This window comes from Paenibacillus sp. FSL K6-1558, from assembly GCF_038002565.1.
GTDB classification, from domain to species: domain Bacteria; phylum Bacillota; class Bacilli; order Paenibacillales; family Paenibacillaceae; genus Paenibacillus; species Paenibacillus polysaccharolyticus.
In genome coordinates this window covers 2,341,282-2,362,411 of the sequence record NZ_JBBOCV010000001.1, presented here as the reverse complement: position 1 = coordinate 2,362,411, position 21,130 = coordinate 2,341,282, and the positions used below count along the sequence as shown (strand labels likewise).

At 46.0% G+C, this 21,130-nt stretch carries 13 protein-coding genes and 2 tRNA genes; 12 read left to right on the top strand and 3 right to left on the bottom strand.

Going from position 1 to position 21,130, the window contains the following annotated elements:
* Positions 1-91: 91 nt before the first annotated feature.
* Positions 92-385 (bottom strand): DUF4870 domain-containing protein, encoded by a 294-nt coding sequence (locus MHI38_RS10125; protein WP_145335335.1) that lies wholly within the window; start codon positions 383-385, stop codon positions 92-94.
* Positions 386-671: 286 nt separating this feature from the next.
* Between MHI38_RS10125 and MHI38_RS10120 the strand changes: the two genes are divergently transcribed.
* The 3 genes from MHI38_RS10120 to MHI38_RS10110 all read left to right on the top strand — a co-directional run bounded on the left by MHI38_RS10120 (position 672) and on the right by MHI38_RS10110 (position 6,087).
* Positions 672-745, top strand: a tRNA-Arg gene (locus MHI38_RS10120).
* Positions 746-992: 247 nt separating this feature from the next.
* Positions 993-1,787, top strand: coding sequence for a class I SAM-dependent methyltransferase (locus MHI38_RS10115; protein WP_341181226.1), 795 nt, complete (start codon positions 993-995; stop codon positions 1,785-1,787).
* 439 nt (positions 1,788-2,226) lie between these two features.
* Positions 2,227-6,087, top strand: coding sequence for a S8 family serine peptidase (locus tag MHI38_RS10110; RefSeq protein ID WP_341181225.1), 3,861 nt, complete (start codon positions 2,227-2,229; stop codon positions 6,085-6,087).
* Positions 6,088-6,326: 239 nt separating this feature from the next.
* On the opposite strand, the gene MHI38_RS10105 is transcribed toward MHI38_RS10110, so the two are convergent.
* Both MHI38_RS10105 and MHI38_RS10100 read right to left on the bottom strand, forming a co-directional pair.
* The gene (locus MHI38_RS10105; protein WP_154890975.1) at positions 6,327-7,562 is read right to left on the bottom strand and encodes an MFS transporter; all 1,236 of its coding nucleotides are present in this window, start codon (positions 7,560-7,562) and stop codon (positions 6,327-6,329) included.
* A 330-nt stretch (positions 7,563-7,892) separates the two neighbouring features.
* Positions 7,893-7,966, bottom strand: a tRNA-Arg gene (locus tag MHI38_RS10100).
* A gap of 196 nt (positions 7,967-8,162) precedes the next feature.
* Between MHI38_RS10100 and MHI38_RS10095 the strand changes: the two genes are divergently transcribed.
* From MHI38_RS10095 to hemA, 9 genes are all read left to right on the top strand, one after another.
* Complete coding sequence (locus MHI38_RS10095) at positions 8,163-9,134, top strand: hypothetical protein (protein WP_373323280.1); 972 nt, start codon at positions 8,163-8,165, stop codon at positions 9,132-9,134.
* A 135-nt stretch (positions 9,135-9,269) separates the two neighbouring features.
* On the top strand, positions 9,270-10,610 hold the full coding sequence (gene tig / locus MHI38_RS10090; RefSeq protein WP_154890974.1) for a trigger factor: 1,341 nt from the start codon (positions 9,270-9,272) through the stop codon (positions 10,608-10,610).
* Between the two features lie 385 nt (positions 10,611-10,995).
* Positions 10,996-11,586, top strand: a complete 591-nt coding sequence (gene clpP, locus MHI38_RS10085) for an ATP-dependent Clp endopeptidase proteolytic subunit ClpP (RefSeq protein ID WP_090919143.1) — start codon at positions 10,996-10,998, stop codon at positions 11,584-11,586.
* A 12-nt stretch (positions 11,587-11,598) separates the two neighbouring features.
* Entirely contained in the window at positions 11,599-12,852 is a 1,254-nt protein-coding gene (gene clpX, locus MHI38_RS10080) for an ATP-dependent protease ATP-binding subunit ClpX (protein ID WP_090919142.1), read from the top strand.
* Positions 12,853-12,971: 119 nt separating this feature from the next.
* Positions 12,972-14,069 (top strand): flavodoxin-dependent (E)-4-hydroxy-3-methylbut-2-enyl-diphosphate synthase, encoded by a 1,098-nt coding sequence (gene ispG, locus MHI38_RS10075; protein WP_090919140.1) that lies wholly within the window; start codon positions 12,972-12,974, stop codon positions 14,067-14,069.
* Positions 14,070-14,307: 238 nt separating this feature from the next.
* Positions 14,308-16,065: an ATP-dependent protease LonB gene (gene lonB, locus MHI38_RS10070; RefSeq protein WP_090919138.1), complete on the top strand. Its 1,758-nt coding sequence runs from the start codon at positions 14,308-14,310 to the stop codon at positions 16,063-16,065.
* A gap of 86 nt (positions 16,066-16,151) precedes the next feature.
* Positions 16,152-18,491 carry an endopeptidase La gene (lon, locus tag MHI38_RS10065; RefSeq protein WP_090919136.1) on the top strand — a complete coding sequence of 780 codons (2,340 nt, stop codon included), beginning with the start codon at positions 16,152-16,154 and terminating at the stop codon, positions 18,489-18,491.
* Between the two features lie 234 nt (positions 18,492-18,725).
* A complete protein-coding gene (gene yihA, locus MHI38_RS10060) occupies positions 18,726-19,391 on the top strand; it encodes a ribosome biogenesis GTP-binding protein YihA/YsxC (RefSeq protein ID WP_222592188.1) in 666 nt (221 codons plus the stop codon).
* Positions 19,392-19,732: 341 nt separating this feature from the next.
* Positions 19,733-21,118, top strand: a complete 1,386-nt coding sequence (hemA, locus tag MHI38_RS10055) for a glutamyl-tRNA reductase (RefSeq protein ID WP_154890973.1) — start codon at positions 19,733-19,735, stop codon at positions 21,116-21,118.
* The last annotated feature ends 12 nt before the right edge of the window (positions 21,119-21,130 follow it).

Here is a 21,130-nt window from a genome sequence, read left to right as displayed (position 1 = left end):
GACAAACAACCCGCCGTAACATCATAGCGGGTTGTTTGTGATAGGGTATATTTTGATATCGATGCGCTAGTATTAGTAACATTCAGTATTATCAGTAATATTCACGTAGAACTTGAATTCCTTTTACCACATTGTATACAAAACTCAAGCCGTATATGACAAAGAACAGAACGACAAACCCGATCGCTGATGCTAAGCTGTGGGCTGTTATGAAGAAATACAGTAGCGGGATCGCCGCAAGGAAAGGGAAGACATGGGAGAAAAGTGCTCGCTTCGCATGTCCTGCAATGTATTCATCTCTCGCCACAATCCATACAATAATGGGAAACAGAAACGGGGCAAAAAAAATGCTGAAATAGGATAGTGATGATAAAAGTTGTCTCATAAATATTCTCTCCTTCAATAGAATTTCATAATGTATGTATGCAACAGATTACCCAGATGGAAGGGCGCTGAATAAGTATACACTTGGTACGGGTACTATTAATAGTTCTCGTTATTACTTCAATATTACCTCAAAAAGATTAGCTTATTCGGCTTTTTGTCTAAGTATACATACTCATACGATACTGGTTGTTATTGGGATGCATTATTAATTTTTAATAAAACTATTGCTAAAAATAGAAATCGGAGTATAATAGAGATCGTGCCGAATTTTATTGTACATATTTGTCTCAGTAGCTCAGCAGGATAGAGCAACGGCCTTCTAAGCCGTCGGTCGGGGGTTCGAATCCCTCCTGGGACGTCAGTAGAAAAGCTTCCTTCGGGAAGCTTTTTGCGTTCTAGGGATGAGAACCTCGGGCGATTCGTCGGAACATCCACATCGATAGGATTCATGTGATGTGCATATTTCTCCTTCATCTTTTTCCTTCATCGAGCTAAGCATTGGTTCTGCTTACAATATTGTTGTTTAATTGGTTTTTCCTATAAGTGAAATAGAATATATATATTTTATCAATAAGAAAATCTGTGCCACAATGAGGATATCAACAGTGAAAGCGACGGTGGAGCAGATGAAATCAATTAATCAGTGGCAGGCGCAAGAGTATGACAATCAACTGGCTTTTGTATCGGAGTATGGAAAAAGTCTCATACCCTGGCTTCGTCCGACAGAAGGAGAATCTATCCTTGACCTTGGCTGTGGAACCGGTGATTTAACGCATGAGATTTCCCAATACGGGGTAGCAGTGACTGGCATAGATGCTTCCTCAGACATGATTGCTCAAGCGAAAAAAAAGTTTCCGGAATTGGAGTTCTGGGAAGCGGATGGTCAGCAGTTCGAAACAGAGCGACAGTACGATGCGGTCTTTTCTAACGCTGCGTTGCACTGGATGCGAAAGCCTCGAAATGTCGTAGACGGTGTGTGGCATGCACTGAAGCCTGGAGGACGATTTGTGGCTGAATTTGGCGGTAAAGGGAATGTGCAGATCATCGTTAACGCACTGGAGGAAGTGCTGGAACGGCATACAGGGATCAAGACTTCCGAACGTAATCCATGGTATTTTCCGACGATTGCACAATACAGCACTCTTTTGGAAGACGGAGGCTTTGTGGTTCGTCAGGCCTATCACTATGACCGTCCTACCAAACTAGCAGATGGGGAAGATGGAATCATAGGCTGGTTGGCTCATTTTGGAGATGACTATTTTGAGGGTTTCAGTTCTGAGCAGGTGAAGGAATGGTGTCAGGAAATTAGCGAGATCGTGATTCCTAAGCTGTGGAAAAACGATGCGATCTATGCCGATTACAAACGTATTCGTATTGAGGCATTCAAACCCGAAGTTTAAACATTGAATCGCTTAAATTTAATGTTATATGAATTTATATCACTCAACTGGTAACGATTCTCTCCCATTCTTACATCGGTGAAAATCGTATAAAACCAATCAAAACTGAAAATCCGCAATGGAAATCATAGAAAACCATGCCTTTCTTTCGTTCAGAAAAGCGTGGTTTTTTCCTGTTTTCATATTGGAAATTTAAAATTTAAATATCCAAACGACAAAAATATACAAATGCGAATATTCACCCTACTAAAGACCCATATAAGTAATTTCTATATCAAAATGTAAGTAATTAGAAGGAATTTGTGATATTTTGGTAGAATAATTTACCAGGGGTCAAACATCTTGCAGATTGGCGGTGAACTTGGTCGAAAGTATTGCAGTGCTTCTGGCAGCAAGATCCCATTGGTGAGGCATCTACACGAAGAAGGAGGGCATAGCCTTGAATAAACGATTGATATCTATGTTAATGAGTGTCCTTATGGTTTTTTCCCTTATCCTGCCTGCAGCTGGAGCTGCTTCTGCAGACTCCGCAATTCAACTGGATAACACATTAAACAGCACCAAAGCAAAGCAAATGAGAGAAGTGCTTGCCAATAGGGAAGCTCGAATTGCTGCCGATCCAGTTTTGGATAAAAGCCTGAATGGTCTCGGCGGAGAGAACACACGAGTCATTGTTGAGCTTTCTAACAAACCTGTTGCTGTAGCTCAAGGCGAATCAACCCTCTCAGGAAGATCATTTACCTCCTCTATGGAAACAAAGGCTGTGACTCAAGTTGAAAACCAACAACAGTCATTTGTACATAGCCTCACTCAGAAAAAAATCAAACACGAAGTGCTGGACAATTATGCATATGCTCTTAATGGTGTAGCCCTTGAAATAAAAGGGAACCAATTGGGACAATTGCTTCAAATACCAGGTGTAGTCAGTGTATATCCTGACTATGAAGTGACGCTTGCGCCTGACACAGGCGAAGTGAATCCGCACATGAAAGATACAGCCCCTTTTATCGGAGCTCCTGAAGTATGGGATCTGGGGTACAAAGGAAAAGGTGTGAAAGTTGGCGTTATTGATACCGGTATTGACTACAATCACCCGAATCTGCGCGATGCTTATAAAGGTGGATGGGATTTTGTAGATAACGATGATGACCCATATGAAGCGACTTATCAGGAATGGAAAGCATCAGGCCAGCCTGAGCTTAATGAAAGAGGAAGCTCTTATTATACTTCTCATGGTACACACGTTTCAGGTACGGTCGCTGCTCGTGAAGCGGGAGACTATGGGGTCGTCGGGATTGCTCCTGAAGCGGATATTTACGCTTACCGTGTTTTAGGACCTTATGGCAGTGGACAGACGTCATGGGTACTCGGCGGAATTGACCGCTCAGTAGCGGACGGAATGGATGTCATCAACCTGTCGCTTGGTGCTGAAGGTAATGATCCGAGCTATGTCACTTCGGTTGCATTGAACAACGCGATGCTGTCTGGTGTAACTGCGGTTGTATCCAGTGGTAACAGCGGGCCTAATCGTTATACCTTGGGTTCACCAGGGGCTTCCGCTATGGCAATTACCGTAGGTAACTCCACAGGGCCTAGTCAGGTCATTACGGCGAATACACATTTCTGGATCGGTGAAGAAGGTGAGGAAACTCCGGAATTGGGGAATGCACCTGAAACGCAGGAACCTGCCGTTACACCAGTAATCGCGCCAGAAGGTGGAGCGGAAGCGACTACATCGGAAGACGGAGTTGAAGATGCTGCATCAGCACAGCCTGAATCTGATCAAGCTGAAGCTCCAGTAGCCAATGCTGACAATGAAACAGCGGACGAAGTGACATCCTTATCTGTTACCGAATCTGTATATCGTCTGGATGTGATGGGATGGAGTCTTGCGGCTGATCCTGAAGCGGTTTTGACAGGTCGATATGATGTTAAATTTGCGGCTTTGGGTAAACCAGCTGACTTTGAAGGTGAAGATTTTACAGGCAAAATCGCGTTGATTCAACGCGGAGAACTTGCTTTTGTTGAGAAAATTGCCAATGCCAAAGCGGCAGGAGCCGTGGCAGTTATTGTGTATAACAATATTCCTGGTCCGATTGGCGTAAGTCTTGGTGATAACTTCGACCTGATTCCGACACTGAGCATGTCGAAGGAAGATGGTGAAGTCATTAAAGCTCAACTGGATGCGGGGCAACCTGTTGAAGTAAGCTTCAGTGATTTTGAACGCAGTCAAACACCTGGGGATGAGATGAGTTCTTCCAGTTCCCGCGGGCCTGCAAAAGTAACGTTGGATATCAAACCGGATGTTGTTGCACCGGGCTCCAACATTCTATCCACCGTCCCTGCTTATGGTAAAGATGAGCCAGGTGCCGATTATGCTCAATCGTACGATCGCAAAAGTGGAACAAGTATGGCTGCACCGCATGTAGCGGGTCTAGCTGCGCTGTTGCTTGAAAAGCACCCGGACTGGACACCTTTTGATGTTAAAGTTGCTTTGATGAATAATGCCAAAATCATGGACACAGCTAAATATGACGTGTTTGATCAAGGTGCAGGCCGCATTCAAGCGGTGAAATCCATTGATCCTGCCGCTTTTGTCAAAGTCATGGATGTGACTCAGTATACCGAGAGTGGATCGGTTGTTGAGAAAGAAAACATCACAGGAAGCATTAACTACGGTAACTTCTTAAGTACGAATGAGAAAACAGTAACCAAAACGATCAAGGTTCAGGCCTTGAACGGAAGCGGTGGCGAGTACACGGTGAATGTCAATCCGACTCGTACCGTGCCTGGGGTATCTGTTGCCGTTGATAAAACTTCATTCACTTTGAATGGGGAAGAAGAACTCGCTGTAACGGTTACGGTTCCTCGTGGTGTCACTGCACTAACCGAGGCACAGGGCTACATTGAAATTACAAATGGAACCAACACGTTTACAGTGCCGTATGTGGCTCACTTTAATGTGACTTCAAGCGGTGTGAAATATATTGAAACGGTAAAAGGAACTGCGAAAAATCCGTTCTATTATCCGTTGAAGGCAGACGGTTCCCTGGATACACTGAACGTTGCAATGGAATTCCATAATCCAATGACGTTTGCACTCATTGAAATTTATAACGGCCTTGATCCTGAAGGCGGTCACTATCAAGATGGATACATTGGCTCGATCTTTGGTAATTACTATAACTTCAACGCAAATGCCAGATACACGCTGGCTTGGGATGGTCAGTATTCGGATTACACAACGGAAGAAGTAACCGAACTTGCAGATGGCTTGTATACCGTAGATATCACGACCATCGGCACGGATGGCAAGACCTACAAAGAAGATACACCTCCGTTTTTGGTTAAAAAGACAGCTCCAGCAGTAACTGCTCCGCAATCATTGGACTTCAAAGCGGAGGATGCTATTGTTATTGGCGGTACGGTGGATGATTTGTATTTCCGCGTTGCGCCTGCACTGGCTAAAGGGTGGAGCATTACATTTGATCCGACGACAGCGCTTAAAGCATCCTATGTGGTGAAAAAAGAAGATGGCTCAACATTGAAAGAAGGCACGTTTAATGTTCAGGCGGACGGTAGCTTCCAATTCCCATTGGAAGGTGTTGAAGGTGGAACGTACACGGTGGAAACAATGGTAAAAGATGAGCAAGGTCTTGTTGGTACGGCTAGCACTACCATTAAAGTGGAATCTGCACAGACTGAACCTGAAACTCCGGCTACGAAAGCGCCTGGAACACCTAGTTTGTCCCACAATAACGGCTTTGTGAATGGTCTGTTAGGGGGCGATTACACGGTGTCCATGAACATGTGGTGGGGTGAGAATGCGACGAGTTACAAACTGTATGAGGATGGCGTGTTGGTTGATTCGCAAAAATTGACTTACAATGCACCTTGGGCTCAGTTCGCTCAAACGAAAATTAAAGGTAAAACCAATGGTACCTACACGTATGTTGCCGAGCTGGCCAATGACAAAGGCGTGACGCGCAGTCAGACGCTGACTGTACGAGTAACCGATGCATTGCCTGGCAAAGCAGTACTCTCCCATGATAACTGGGATGTAGACGGCAATTACAAAGTGATGATGAACTTGTGGTGGGGAACAAACGCAACAGAGTATCGTCTTTACGAGAATGATGAGTTGATCGATACACAGTCACTCAAAGCGACAACACCTCTGCCTCAATTTGCTATAACCGCGGTGAAAGGCAAAGCATCTGGTACGTATACGTACCGTGCCGAGCTGGTTAACGCTGCAGGGGTGACAACCACCAATACCATTACGGTGAAGGTGAAGTAAGGGCAGTACGCATTTATGGTAATGAGGTAAAAGTATCGGTTTTGAGCTAAAGCTTTTACTTCAAGCAGATAGTTTGGGAAAAGTAGTGCCTCGTCCCCTGACCGGCGTAAAGCCGGTAATCGGGACAAAGGATAAGAAACGGGCTCTCCCTGTTAAGCGGACAGGGGGAGCCCGTTTTTTGTTGTTGTTTCCAGGGAAGGATAGCTATCCGATCTCCTGGTGAACTTTTTTTTATAAAACTAAGAAACAGTTCGGTCTTTGCTCGCTTGGAGTCCTGTCATAAGCAGTCCGATCGCAAGAAGAACCTGTACGAGCAGAGGGAGAGACCATCCATGGGTCCAGTCATGCATTAAACCAAACAGTAAAGGGCCTCCTGCAGCAAGCATGTATCCAAAGGATTGAGCCATTCCCGAAAGACTTGCTGCCTCTCGCGCATGACGTGTGCGAAGGACAAAAAACATCGTGACCAGACCAAAGGAGGCCCCGGCACCAATCCCGGCTAGCGCAACCCCGGTGGTGACGAGAACAGGTGCAGTGCTGAATAGTAACGCATATCCGACGATGAGACATAAACACGTTAAGGTGGTGAGTAGCCGTTGATCTCGTGTTTTTCCAGCCAGAATCGGCACGATGAAGGTAGCAGGTACACTAACCATTTGCATCAAAGACAACATCCAGCCAGCTGAGGCAGCGCTAAAACCTTGATCCGCGAGGATCTCGGGAAGCCAAGTTATCGTTGTATAGAAGATTAACGACTGAATGCCCATGAACAACGTCACGAACCAAGCAAGAGAAGAAGTGCGTAGACGTGTGGGTGCCTTCTCGCTCTGGGAAGTGATATAGAGCATCTGTTTGCGCCCCCTCTGTGCCTGCGGAAGCCATAGAAAGACAGCCAGTAGGGATAGAATGGCCCATACCCCTAATGAAGCCCGCCAACCAAGCGAGGAGGCTTCTGCCACGGGTACACTAATACCTGAAGAGATTGAGGCGAACATATTCATCGAAACGGAATACAGTCCAGTGACAATGCCGACTCGTAACGGGAAATCACGTTTGATCAGACTTGGCAGCAGTACATTGCTAAGGGCGATACCGCATCCTAGAAGCGCTGTTCCCGCATAAAGAGACAAAACAGAAGGGAGTAGCCGCAAGGTGATTCCGCTGGTAACAATAATGACAGCAAGCAGTAGTGCAGTCTCCAGCCCAAAACGTTTGGCAAGACGCGGAGCAAAAGGTGAGACAGCTGCAAAAGCGATCAAAGGCAGTGACGTTAGTAATCCAGCCATCGTATGTCCGATACCGGTGTCTGAACGGATTAATTCCACGACAGGACCGGTGGCTGTGATGGGGGACCGCATCGTAGCGGCAATGACAATAATTCCAGCGAGTAACAACCCGAATTTTTGAGGGGTTTGTTGGGACTGTTGTTCTCCCCCGGCAGGGACGGAATGCTGTTGTTGTGTAGGTGAGGACATCATTAATCTCCTGTTTCTATATAAATATTTAAAGCCAGTTATTAAACCGACGAAGTACAGCTTCTATAGGAAGTTGATATGTATGAATTGGCACAATTCATTAAGCAAGCATAACATTCTGTGTCATATGGAGCAATGGAAAGCAAAACTTAACAGATACCTTCTCGTCCTGATAGCTTTAAATTAATGTTACTAGTTGAATTAAGTGTTGTGAAATGGCTTATTAGATTTCAGGGGGATGCTATCGAACTTAATGCTTCAACGAACTGCCCGAGGTTCTCATCCCCAGAACGCAAAAAAAGCTTCCCGGAGGAAGCTTTCCTTTTTTGACGTCCCAGGAGGGATTCGAACCCCCGACCGACGGCTTAGAAGGCCGTTGCTCTATCCTGCTGAGCTACTGAGACATGGAAATTTTTCAAGCAAAAATGATTATATCATAAGTAAAAAAATATATCAAACGTTTTATTTTAAGCTTGTTTTCATATATGATATTTGGCGGCCGCAACGTTTTTTTCTTTCTAATTAAGGTTATGTTAGAATATCAGAAGAAATCAGAAAATAGATCCGTATTTCCTTGATATATATCTATTCACGGTCGATATGGGCCGGAGATTCAGGAAAAGAGGAGGTGCTCCTATCAAGGAATCCACAACCCCGGAAACCGAGCAAAACAACAAAATTGTGCTGTTTCCAAAAACGCTGGACTATTACCAGATACAGCTGACAGTTATGCTTGAAAATGAACGTTACGGTGAAGCAATGGACTTGCTCCGCTTTTTGTTGCAATGCCAAGGACAGGAAGAACGTCACTATGACGAGTGGAGAGCGTTGCTGGAGTGGTTGCAGGCTGCTTTCCCTCAATATGAAGAATCAGAAATGCAGACCATTCGAGAAGAAGAGGAAGAAGACATCAGCGAAGAGGAGATGGCAAGGCAACACGCCAAGTCGAAACTTGCTCAGGACGATGGTTACGCAGATAAGTTGCTCGGGACAGTTATGGAAGGCCCGCTATCTGAACAGACAATGCTGGCTCTCGAACAACTGGCATTTTTGGACGTTCCGAAAGTGGATGAAGAACTGATTAGGTGGCTGCAAACGAAGGTGCTTCATCCACTATTACAGTTCAGAGTCATGCAAACCCTGCGTCGTCGAGGGGTACAAGACATCATTCATTTCACTAGAGGTGACGAAGAAGTAGAGGTTGATATCGCTAACGTTCCACTCAAACCGGAAGAATTCCCACTTCAGATTGTGCAGATTCTGGAACGAGTAGCAGACCAGACGGAGGTTCATGAACCTACGCTCTTTTATTTTGCCCAGGAACTGTGGATACAATATGTTATGGCGGTTTATGGAACCCGGGATTACCAGTCCATGCTCGAGCAAAATGATGATATGGCGGATATTTGGGCGGCCGCGCTACATATGACGGTTGCAGACAGCCTGGGTGGCTCGCACGATGAGGAAAATACGCGCTCGATGTACGCTGTGACAGGTGCAATGAGGTTTCGACTAGAGCAGGCATATCGCTCTATGAAACAGTTTGTTTCCGCCGGTTTGGACGGTCATTAAGAGGCGGAAACGTTTACCTTAAACCGTATCAAGGGATTCCCCTTGAAAAAGAATGTAAACTTGTTTATACTAAAATGGTTATTTTGTACGTGATCGCCTACGTGAACATGTGAATTTTGGAGGGGAAAGTATACAATGAAAGCAACTTGGGAAAAGATAGAGAAGAACCTTGGGGTTCTTGAGGTTGAAGTCGGTGCAGAGCGCGTAACAGAAGCACTCGACAAAGCTTTTAATAAAGTAGTAAAACAAGCAAACGTACCTGGATTCCGTAAAGGTAAAGTGCCACGTCCAATCTTTGAAGCTCGTTTCGGAGTGGAAAGCCTTTATCAAGAAGCAATCGACATCTTGCTTCCAGAAGCTTATACAGAAGCAATCGATCAAACGGATATCTTCCCGGTAGATCGTCCTGATGTGGACATCGAGCAATTCGGTAAAGGACAATCCTTCAAATTTAAAGCGAAAGTAACCGTGAAACCAGAAGTTACCCTGGGTGACTACAAAGGTATCGAAGTTGCTGTAGCTAAAGGTGAAGTAACGGATGCAGAAGTTGCAGAAGAGCTGGAGCGTTTGCAACAGCGTCATGCTGAACTGGTTGTAGTTGACGAAGGTGCTGCAGCGAACGGCGATGTTGCTGTAATCGACTTCGACGGTTCTGTTGATGGTGTACCTTTCGAAGGTGGACAAGCTGAGCGTTATTCCTTGGAACTGGGTTCCAACACATTCATTCCAGGATTTGAAGAGCAAGTAGTGGGCCTGTCCACTGGTGACTTCAAAGACGTTGAAGTGACTTTCCCAGAGAGCTACCATGCAACAGAGCTGGCTGGCAAACAAGCAGTATTCAAAGTGAAAGTTCATGAAATCAAACGCAAACAACTACCAGAACTGGATGATGAGTTTGCTAAAGATGTTAGTGAATTTGATACTCTGGAAGAGTACAAAGCTGACCTCAAAACACAACTGGATTCCCGTAAAGCAGATGAGTTCAAAGCTGCACAGGAAAACGCAGTTGTAGAAAAAGTAGCTGAAAACGCTGAAGTGGACATCCCTGCTGCAATGGTTGACAGCGAAGTACAGAACATGATGCGCGATTTCGACAACCGTCTTCGCAGCCAAGGCATGAACCTTGAAATGTTCATGAGCTTCTCCGGTCAGACTCAAGCTGACCTGAGAGCACAAATGCAAGACGATGCTTCGAAACGTGTTCGCAACAACCTGGTGCTTGAAGCAGTAGGAAAAGCGGAAAATATCGAAGTTTCTGATGAAGAAGTGAACCAAGAACTCGAGAAAATGGCTGAATCTTACAAGCGTCCTGCTGAAGAGATCCGTGGCATCCTCGAAGGTAACGGTTCCCTGGACAGCCTTCGTGATGAAGTTAAATTGCGCAAAACAATCGAAGTTCTCGTTGAGAACAGCAAAGTTGTTGAGCCAGTTGAAGCTCCAGCCGAAGAAGCTGCTGCAGAAGCTGACGAAAAATAAGACAAGCTGTGTGATTTTGACAGCTATATAAACGATAAGGCACGTGAGTCATTGCGTGCCTTATTTTTAAATTGCGACATCCATTTTATAGAAAAATGAGTGTTGATATGGATTCTCATTCATTTTATTGCAAGGTGCCCATTTTCCGTTGATTTCAAACCTTTGTTCTTGGACGGAAATAAAAAAACACCAAGACGGCATAGGATGGATGTAATTTGCACATACATAGAAAACATGGTTAAATATGATCAGGCTAAATCGTAAATATCCCTAAGATAACGTGTTTTCTGAAAAATGACATTGTCACAGGAACATGTTAAAATGATTTTGGGTTTGCTTTACAGTCAGCCTATGTCTAATTACATGTAGAAAAGAGGTTGGTCTCATGAGTCTGGTGCCAATGGTTGTTGAACAAACCAATCGAGGCGAGCGTTCTTACGATATATATTCACGTTTGCTGAAGGATCGCATTATTTTTCTGACCAGTGCGATTGATGACGATGTAGCCAATCTTGTCATAGCTCAGCTTTTGTTTTTGGCAGCCGACGATCCTGAGAAGGATATCAGCTTGTATATTAATTCACCTGGTGGTTCTGTTACGGCAGGGATGGGTATATACGATACGATGCAATTTATCAAGCCGGATGTATCGACCATTTGCGTAGGCATGGCAGCAAGCATGGGCTCTTTATTGCTGACCGCGGGCGCTCCAGGCAAAAGATATGCGCTTACGAACAGTGAAGTCATGATTCACCAGCCGCTTGGCGGCGTTCAAGGACAGGCTGCGGACATTAAAATTCACGCAGAATGGATCATTAAAACTCGTCAGAAACTGAATCAAATATATGTTGATCGTACAGGTCAGCCCCTTGATAAAATTGAGCGGGATACAGACCGTGACTTTTTCATGAGTGCGGAAGAAGCAAAAACGTACGGCATTATTGACCAGGTGCTCAGCAGACCGATCAATTCCTAAAGGGGTGGTTTCATGTTTAAATTTAACGATGAGAAAGGGCAGCTGAAATGCTCTTTTTGCGGTAAATCTCAGGAGCAAGTTCGCAAGCTGGTCGCTGGACCAGGCGTATACATCTGTGATGAATGTATTGAACTTTGCACCGAAATCGTAGAGGAAGAACTCGGTCACGATGAAGAAGTAGACCTGAAAGATATTCCGAAACCAAAAGAAATCCGTGATATTCTTGATCAATATGTTATCGGTCAGGAACAAGCAAAAAAATCTTTGTCTGTAGCTGTATACAACCACTACAAACGGATTAATACTCAAAGCAAGATTGAAGATGTAGAGCTGTCGAAGAGTAACATTTTGCTGTTAGGGCCTACGGGTTCCGGTAAAACGTTGCTTGCACAAACGATGGCGAAAATTCTGAACGTTCCTTTTGCTATTGCGGATGCAACTTCATTGACAGAAGCGGGATACGTGGGTGAGGATGTCGAGAACATTCTGCTTAAGCTGATCCAAGCGGCTGACTATGATGTAGAAAAAGCAGAACGCGGCATTATCTATATTGATGAGATTGATAAAGTAGCACGTAAATCGGAGAACCCGTCCATTACTCGTGACGTGTCCGGTGAAGGTGTTCAGCAAGCTTTGCTGAAAATTCTTGAAGGTACAGTTGCTTCGGTTCCGCCACAAGGTGGTCGCAAGCATCCACATCAAGAGTTCATTCAGATTGATACAACCAACATCTTGTTCATCTGCGGTGGTGCCTTTGATGGTCTGGAGCAAATGATCAAACGCCGGATCGGTAAAAAAGTTATTGGCTTTAACGCCGCAACGGAGCAAAAAGATCTGAAACCGGGTGAGTACCTCGGTATGGTGTTGCCAGAAGATTTGCTGAAATTCGGTTTGATTCCGGAATTCGTAGGTCGTCTGCCAGTAATCTCTACTTTGGAGCCGCTGGATGAGGATACATTGGTACGGATTCTGTCCGAACCGAAAAATGCGCTGACGAAGCAGTACCAAAAACTGCTTGAGCTGGACAATGTGAATCTGGTGTTTGAACCGGGTGCATTGCTGGCGATTGCCAAAGAAGCAATCAAGCGTAACACGGGTGCACGTGGTTTGCGTGCAATCATTGAAGGTATCATGCTGGAAATCATGTATGAAGTTCCTTCACGTGAAGACGTGACCAGCTGTGTCATTACTGAAGAAGTTGTTGAGAAAAAAGTTGTGCCTGAACTTGGCCAATCAAAGGACGATAAGCAGGAAGAGAGTGCCTAATTGGAATTCTTTCAGCTGAGCTTTGAAATAAGACTTGTCAGTTCTCCACTTGGGCAGAAGGCGTATATATGGTCTTTTGTCAGAGTGGAGCTTTGACGTTGTGGGGAGAGAAATCACTCATGTATTTAAGACAGGACACCCGTCCCGTAAAAGTAGGGAACTTGACAATTGGTGGCAGTAACGAAGTGATTATTCAAAGTATGTGTACGACCAAAACAGCAGACGTTGAAGCGACAGTTGCAGAGATTTTGCGATTGGAAGAAGCCGGATGCCAAGTGGTACGTGTAACGGTGAATAATGAGGAAGCTGCGGCAGCGATTAAGGAAATCAAGAAGCGGATTCACATCCCGCTCGTGGCAGATATTCATTTTAACTACAAGCTTGCCTTGCTTGCTATCGAGAATGGCATTGATAAAGTTCGGATCAATCCAGGTAACATCGGTAAACGTGCTAAAGTCGAAGAGGTCGTCAAGGCGTGTAAGGAAAAGGGGATTCCGATTCGAATCGGGGTAAACGCGGGTTCACTAGAGAATCATCTGCTTGAAAAGTATGGCTATCCTACTGCGGATGCTATGGTCGAAAGTGCGCTGTTCCACATTGGTATTTTGGAAGAACTGGATTTCCACGATATCATCGTTTCACTTAAAGCGTCGGATGTACCGATGGCTATTGAAGCTTATACAAAGGCAGCTCAGATTATTCCTTATCCGTTGCACCTCGGCATTACCGAGGCAGGAACTCTGTTTTCAGGCACGATCAAAAGTTCCGCGGGTATGGGCGCACTGCTCTCTATGGGAATTGGTTCAACGATGCGTATTTCGCTTAGTGCCGATCCAGTAGAAGAGATTAAAGTTGCGCGCGATCTGCTCAAAACTTTTGGACTCATCTCCAATGCGGCTACACTGATCTCTTGCCCAACTTGCGGGCGTTTGGATATTGATCTCTTCTCCATCGCCAACGAAGTGGAAGAGTATATCTCCAAGCTTAAGGTGCCGATCAAAGTATCTGTACTGGGCTGTGCGGTAAATGGCCCAGGAGAAGCCAAAGAAGCGGATATTGGCATTGCCGGTGCCCGTGGAGAAGGTCTTTTATTCCGTCATGGACAAATGATCCGTAAAGTGCCGGAAGAGATTATGGTAGAGGAATTGAAAAAAGAAATCGACAAAATTGTTGAAGCTTATGAAGAAACAGGGGTTATCCCTGGGCGTTCGCACTAATTTTTTTGTACAAGTGTTCCCAAAAAGAAATGGCTCCTATCATCCAAGCGATAGTGATACGTTTAAATAGTTGTAATGTGAAAGCCTGCCATACGTGGCGGGCTTTTTGCTTGCTCATGAATAAATTATCAAGCACAAATTCGTCTTGTTCCGTTTACGTCTCGTCGAAAAGGCTATACTACCAAGTATTAGCATGATTACAGATGAGAAGAAGGACAGAACAGGAGGATGTTGAGATATGGGTGAGTTTGGCATGGTATTCATGTTGATACAGTTATTTTTTGGCGTGGTGATCGGATTATACTTCTGGAACTTGCTACGAGGCCAGAAAACGAATCGAACTGCTGTTGAGCGTGAATCGCGAAAAGAACTGGAGAAGCTGCGCAAGCTACGTTCGATATCACTGACGAAGCCACTAGCGGAGAAGACACGTCCAGCCACCATTAACGATATTGTTGGGCAAAAAGACGGACTACGTGCACTCAAGGCCGCTTTATGTAGTGCCAATCCGCAACATGTGATTATATATGGCCCGCCGGGAGTAGGGAAAACAGCAGCCGCAAGGGTAGTGCTGGAAGAAGCGAAGAAAAACCCGACTTCTCCCTTCAAAGCCGATGCTAAATTTACGGAGCTGGATGCCACAACGGCTCGTTTTGATGAGCGAGGTATTGCGGACCCACTCATTGGTTCCGTTCATGATCCGATCTATCAGGGAGCAGGAGCTATGGGCGTGGCGGGAATTCCTCAACCGAAGCCGGGTGCGGTGACCAAGGCACATGGTGGTATGCTTTTTATTGATGAAATTGGAGAATTACATTCCATTCAGATGAATAAACTGCTCAAAGTGCTGGAAGACCGCAAGGTCTTTTTGGAAAGTGCGTACTATAACTCCGAAGACACGCATACTCCTGCTTATATCCATGATATTTTCCAGAATGGGTTGCCTGCTGATTTTCGTCTGGTTGGAGCAACGACACGTTCCCCGCATGAGCTTCCTCCTGCCTTACGTTCACGGTGTATGGAGGTCTATTTCCGTCCATTGTTACCAGAGGAGATTGGAAGGATTGCGGAAGATGCTGTTCAGAAAATCGGGTTCAGTCCTTGTCCGGATGCCGTTGATGTGGTCAAGCGATATGCGACCAATGGGCGTGAAGCGGTCAATATCATTCAGCTAGCCGCTGGACTTGCACTCACTGAAAAGCGTGAGACACTTCAGGCTTCTGATGTCGAGTGGGTTGCCGGGAGCAGTCAGATCCAGCCAAGGCCGGATCGTAAGGTGCCTTCACAGCCGCAGGTCGGGTTTGTCAATGGGCTCGCTGTTTACGGACCGAATATGGGTACCATTTTGGAGATTGAGGTGTCAGCGGTTCCTGCACCGAAAGACCAGGGCCGCATCAACATCACAGGCGTCGTGGATGAGGAAGAGATTGGAGGCGGTTCCCGTACACTACGGCGGAAAAGTATGGCTAAAGGTTCGGTTGAAAATGTGTTAACCGTCTTGAAAGCGATGGGTATCCGCACGAGTGATTATGATTTACATGTGAATTTTCCGGGAGGCACGCCGATTGATGGTCCATCGGCCGGAATTGCCATGGCTACAGCAATCGCTTCAGCCATTCAAGGACGCCCTGTAGACCACGAGATTGCTATGACAGGCGAGATTAGTATCCATGGCCGCGTTAAACCGATTGGCGGTGTACTGGCGAAGGTGGAGGCGGCTTTCCAGGCTGGGGCGAAGACGGTCATTATACCGGCGGAGAATTGGCAGTCCATTTTTGACAATCTGGATGGCTTGCGGGTGATCCCAGTAGATACGGTTCAGGATGTATTCCGTGAAGTCTTTGGTTGGGAACCGGGAGCGCAACAAGTGGAACAGCAGGTAGTTGCAGAAGAGACGGCATTACCTAAACCGGAGATCTTTCCTCCCGCATCCGCCTCCTTTTTAAGGGCAGAGTCACCTCGTCCAGGGCGAGTTACAGATTCGGGAAGCTGCTAAGCGCTTCCCTTCATTGGTTTTTTATGTGAACATTTGATAGAATAATGAATGACTACAACCTGAGAGCCATTGGAGGTGCGAAAGCGATGGGACCGAGCAAATCGAAAGGTCGTCGTTTTCCTTTACTGCCTTTAAGAGGACTTCTCGTCTACCCGAGTATGGTGCTGCATCTCGATGTGGGCCGGGAGAAATCGGTCAAGGCTTTAGAAAAAGCGATGGTAGAAGAACATTTGATTCTCCTATGTTCCCAAGCCGAGGTAAATATTGAGGAACCTACACGAGAGGATATTTTCCGCATTGGAACCGTAGCTAAGGTAAGACAGATGTTAAAGCTACCCAACGGAACGATCCGAGTACTTGTGGAAGGCTTGGAACGGGCTGAAATTATTGAATATACGGACAACGAAGAATACTACGAGGTGCTGGCGCTAGAACTGCCTGAGGAAGAGAACGCTCATCCCGAGACAGATGCCCTCATGCGTACCGTTCTGAACCAGTTCGAGAATTATATCAATCTGTCCAAAAAAGTAACCCCCGAGACACTGGCTGCCGTATCAGACATTGAAGAACCGGGGCGTCTTGCGGACGTTATTACAAGCCACTTGTCTCTGAAAATCAAGGACAAACAGGAAATTCTGGAGACCATCGACGTGCGGGAACGTCTGGAGAAACTGCTGGACATCCTGAATAATGAGCGTGAAGTGCTGGAGCTTGAACGCAAGATCAGCCAACGTGTGAAGAAACAGATGGAGAAAACCCAGAAAGAATACTATTTGCGTGAGCAGATGAAGGCGATTCAGAAGGAACTCGGTGAAAAAGAGGGCCGTGCGGGCGAAGTGGAAGAACTTCGTAATCAGATGGAAAGTCTGGGCCTGCCGGACAAGGTGAAGGAGAAGGTCGAGAAGGAAATTGATCGACTGGAGAAAATGCCTGCAAGTTCTGCCGAGGGTGGTGTCATCCGCAACTATGTGGATTGGCTACTTGCGTTACCTTGGAGCCAGGTGACGGATGATGATCTGGATATCCAGAAGGCCGAAGATGTGCTAAACGCCGACCATTACGGTCTGGAGAAACCCAAGGAACGTGTATTGGAGTATCTGGCCGTGCAGAAACTTGTCAAAAAACTCAAAGGTCCGATCCTTTGCCTAGTTGGCCCTCCAGGGGTAGGTAAAACCTCTCTGGCCCGTTCAATCGCAAGATCACTCGGTCGAGAATTTGTGCGTATCTCCCTCGGTGGCGTGCGGGATGAAGCAGAGATTCGTGGACACCGCCGTACCTACGTAGGTGCGATGCCTGGACGTATTATTCAGGGGATGAAAACAGCAGGATCACTTAACCCTGTATTTTTGCTGGATGAGATCGACAAAATGGCTTCAGACTTCCGTGGAGACCCTTCGTCTGCATTGCTGGAGGTGTTGGATCCGGAGCAGAACAATACGTTTAGTGATCACTTTGTGGAGTTGCCTTTTGACTTATCTAACGTTATGTTCATAACTACTGCGAACACGGTGCACAACATTCCGCGTCCATTATTGGATCGTATGGAAATGCTGAATATTCCGGGTTACACCGAGCTGGAGAAGTTGCAAATATCCAAAAACTATTTGCTTCCCAAACAGAAGAAGGATCACGGTCTCGAAGAAGACCAACTGGAAGTGCCAGAGGATAGCTTGCTAAAAGTCATTCGTGAGTATACGCGTGAATCGGGTGTGAGAAATCTGGAACAGCAAATGGCATCACTTTGCCGGAAGGCGGCTAAAAATATCGTATCCGGTGTAGAGGGTCAGATTGTGATCTTGCCGGATGATGTTAAGGACTATCTCGGTCCGGGCAAATTCCGCTATGGCATGGCTGAGCTGGAAGATCAGATTGGTACGGTGACCGGGCTTGCATGGACTGAGGTGGGCGGAGACACGCTTGTGATCGAAGTAACCGTGGTGCCGGGAACAGGCAAGCTGACGCTTACGGGTAAGTTGGGAGACGTTATGAAAGAATCTGCTCAGGCAGCTTTCAGTTATACGCGTTCGAAAGCAGCACAACTAGGCATTGCGTCTGATTTCCATGAGAAGAACGACATTCACATCCACGTACCGGAAGGTGCCATCCCTAAAGACGGCCCATCAGCCGGCATTACGATGGCAACAGCCTTGATCTCAGCTCTGACGAATAAACATGTGTCGAAAGACATTGCTATGACAGGTGAAATTACATTACGCGGACGGGTGTTGCCGATTGGCGGCTTGAAAGAAAAGTCACTTGCAGCCCACCGTGCGGGTTACAAAAAAATATTGTTACCTAAGGATAACGAAAGAGATCTGCGCGACATTCCGGATAGCATCAAGGAAGATGTGGAATTTGTGCCCGTAGCTCATATGGATCAGGTGTTGCAGCATGCTCTTGTGGAACAGGCAGGCATTCATCTGTAACCGACACTTATCCGCAAAGATTAAATGGAGAGTAGACCGTTCGGCGGGGGCTTCGGCGTCCGCTTGAACGGTTTTTTTCGTGATAATCTGATGTTTTTCGAGTACAAAAGTTGTTTTTTTGGGTACAGGAGAGGTTTTTTTTGATATGATAGAAGGAATGATGGCATAATACGGGATGAAAATGTGGAAATGTTATGCTTGCAAGACAGGAGTTCAAGAGAGGAAAGATGCAATTTGAAAGTCAATCAATCTGAATTTATAATTAGTGCCGTTCGGCCTGAACAATATCCAGATGACGGTCTGCCGGAGATTGCCCTGGCGGGGCGCTCCAATGTGGGCAAGTCATCACTGATCAACCGTTTGATCAATCGTAAAAATCTGGCGCGTACAAGTTCAACTCCGGGTAAAACCCAGCAACTGAACTATTATAAGATCAATCAGGATCTGTATTTTGTCGATTTTCCGGGTTACGGGTACGCCAAAGTATCCAAAGAGCAACGTTTTGCCTGGGGTAAAATGATGGAAAAGTACTTGCTACAACGGGATGAATTGAAGCTTGTGATGCAGATGGTGGACATGAGACATGAGCCATCCAAGGATGACAAAATGATGAATGAATGGCTACGCCATCATGGTCTGCCGCTGGTCGTTGTGGCTACGAAAATGGACAAGATTCCCAAGACACGCAGAGCCAAGCACATTAAAGTCATCAAGGAAGCACTGGGTCTTCGATCAGGCGACTTGTTTGTCCCTTTTTCATCCGAGGAAGGTCTGGGCAAGGAAGAACTGTGGGATATTATTACCCGCCACGCCCGCATAGACAAATACGCACCAGTTGAAGAAGAGGCGGATCACGAGGCTGGAGAAACTGTTCAAACAGCTGGGGATGACAATTACTAACCTATAATATTTGAAAAACACATCATGTATCCCGCACCTAGATAGTCATGGAATGATTCCATGACTATTTGTTATAAGCAGTCTTGAACAGGTTTGCAGAAATCTCCGTTTTCTCAAATATTCACTATTCGTTCCATATAACGAATAAGGGTGTACATTCGTGAGACACTACAATATATCACAATGCATATGATAATCATCATGTTGATTTCATAAACATTTCATAAAAATGGGCGAGTGATGGACTTGATGTGTGATATAATTAACTATGTCAATCTGAACTGGATAGAGATATACAGTAAGCACTTTGATTGGAAATTTATTAGGCAGGTGAACTTGCAATGCACATCGTTGTTGTTGGTTTGAATTATCGCACGGCGCCTGTAGAGGTCAGAGAACGATTCACATTTGCAGAAAAGGACTTGTCTGAAGCGCTGCAGCAGCTCAAGCTGACCAAGAGTGTATTGGAAGGTGTAATCGTAGCCACTTGTAATCGTACGGAATTGTACGTTGTGGTCGACCGTCTTCACATGTGCGGTTATTTTATTCGAACATTCATGGAGCAATGGTTTAACGTTCCGCGGGAAGAATTTACGCAACACTTATATATATATGAGGATGATCAAGCCATGCGCCATCTGTTCCGGGTCATTTGCGGACTGGATTCGATGGTCATTGGAGAGACTCAGATTCTCGGCCAAGTGAAACAGGCTTTTTTCAAAGCACAGGAAGAGAAAGCTACCGGAACTTGGTTTAACCAATTGTTTAAACAGGCGGTTACCTTGGGCAAGCGGGCACATTCGGAAACTTCCATCGGGGAGAGTGCCGTTTCTGTCAGCTATGCTGCGGTTGAACTGGGCAAGCGGATTTTTGGTATGTTCACAGACAAGAAGGTACTTATTTTGGGTGCCGGCAAAATGAGCGAACTTACCGTAAAACATCTGTATGCTAACGGTGCATCTGAAGTTATCGTGGCCAACCGGACGCTCGCCAGAGCCGAGGAACTTGCCAGCAAATTCCGGGGAACGCCGTGTACGATGGAGCAGGCACTCACGAGACTGGGTGAAGTAGACATCGTCATCAGCTCTACAGGAGCAGAACGTTATATTCTCGATGCAGGTATTGTCCGGGAGAGCATGAAGCGCCGGCAAGCACGTCCGCTGTTCCTGATTGATATTGCCGTACCACGCGATATTGATCCGGCAATTGGCGAAATCTCTAACGTATTTCTCTACGATATTGATGATCTGGAAGGCATTGTGGAGAGCAATCTGGAGATGCGTAAGGTCGAAGCTGCGAAGATTGAGAGAATGATTGAACTGGAGATGGAAGATTATTACCAGTGGCTCAGAACACTCGGCGTTCGCCCAGTTATTCGGGCGTTGCAAGAGAAAGGCGTATCCATTCATGAAGAAACAATGGATAGTCTGTTCAACAAGCTTCCGGAGCTGGATGAGCATCAGCGTAAAGTCATTCGTCGTTTGACCAAAAGCATTGTCAACCAAATGACAACCGATCCGATTAATCGGATCAAGGAAATGGCAGGTACGAAGCAAGGTGATGAAGCACTGCGCATGTTTACGCAGATTTTCGCGCTGGAGGATGCAGTGGAAATGGCTGCAGAAAAAGTGAATCAGAGCGATGCAACAGCTCTGGGCAAACCAGCGATTCACCTGAACGAAAACCGGCAAGACCCCGTGCCGGCTTATGTCCCGGCAGGCGTATAAGGCAGGTGGGCA

Coding starts and splice junctions, on each gene's coding strand:
- tig (WP_154890974.1), top strand. CDS start 9,270: ATGAAAGCAACTTGGGAAAAGATAGAGAAGAACCTTGGGGTTCTTGAG.
- lonB (WP_090919138.1), top strand. CDS start 14,308: ATGGGTGAGTTTGGCATGGTATTCATGTTGATACAGTTATTTTTTGGC.
- hemA (WP_154890973.1), top strand. CDS start 19,733: ATGCACATCGTTGTTGTTGGTTTGAATTATCGCACGGCGCCTGTAGAG.
- clpP (WP_090919143.1), top strand. CDS start 10,996: ATGAGTCTGGTGCCAATGGTTGTTGAACAAACCAATCGAGGCGAGCGT.
- clpX (WP_090919142.1), top strand. CDS start 11,599: ATGTTTAAATTTAACGATGAGAAAGGGCAGCTGAAATGCTCTTTTTGC.
- MHI38_RS10105 (WP_154890975.1), bottom strand. CDS start 7,562: ATGTCCTCACCTACACAACAACAGCATTCCGTCCCTGCCGGGGGAGAA.
- MHI38_RS10095 (WP_373323280.1), top strand. CDS start 8,163: ATGGGCCGGAGATTCAGGAAAAGAGGAGGTGCTCCTATCAAGGAATCC.
- MHI38_RS10125 (WP_145335335.1), bottom strand. CDS start 385: ATGAGACAACTTTTATCATCACTATCCTATTTCAGCATTTTTTTTGCC.
- ispG (WP_090919140.1), top strand. CDS start 12,972: ATGTATTTAAGACAGGACACCCGTCCCGTAAAAGTAGGGAACTTGACA.
- lon (WP_090919136.1), top strand. CDS start 16,152: ATGGGACCGAGCAAATCGAAAGGTCGTCGTTTTCCTTTACTGCCTTTA.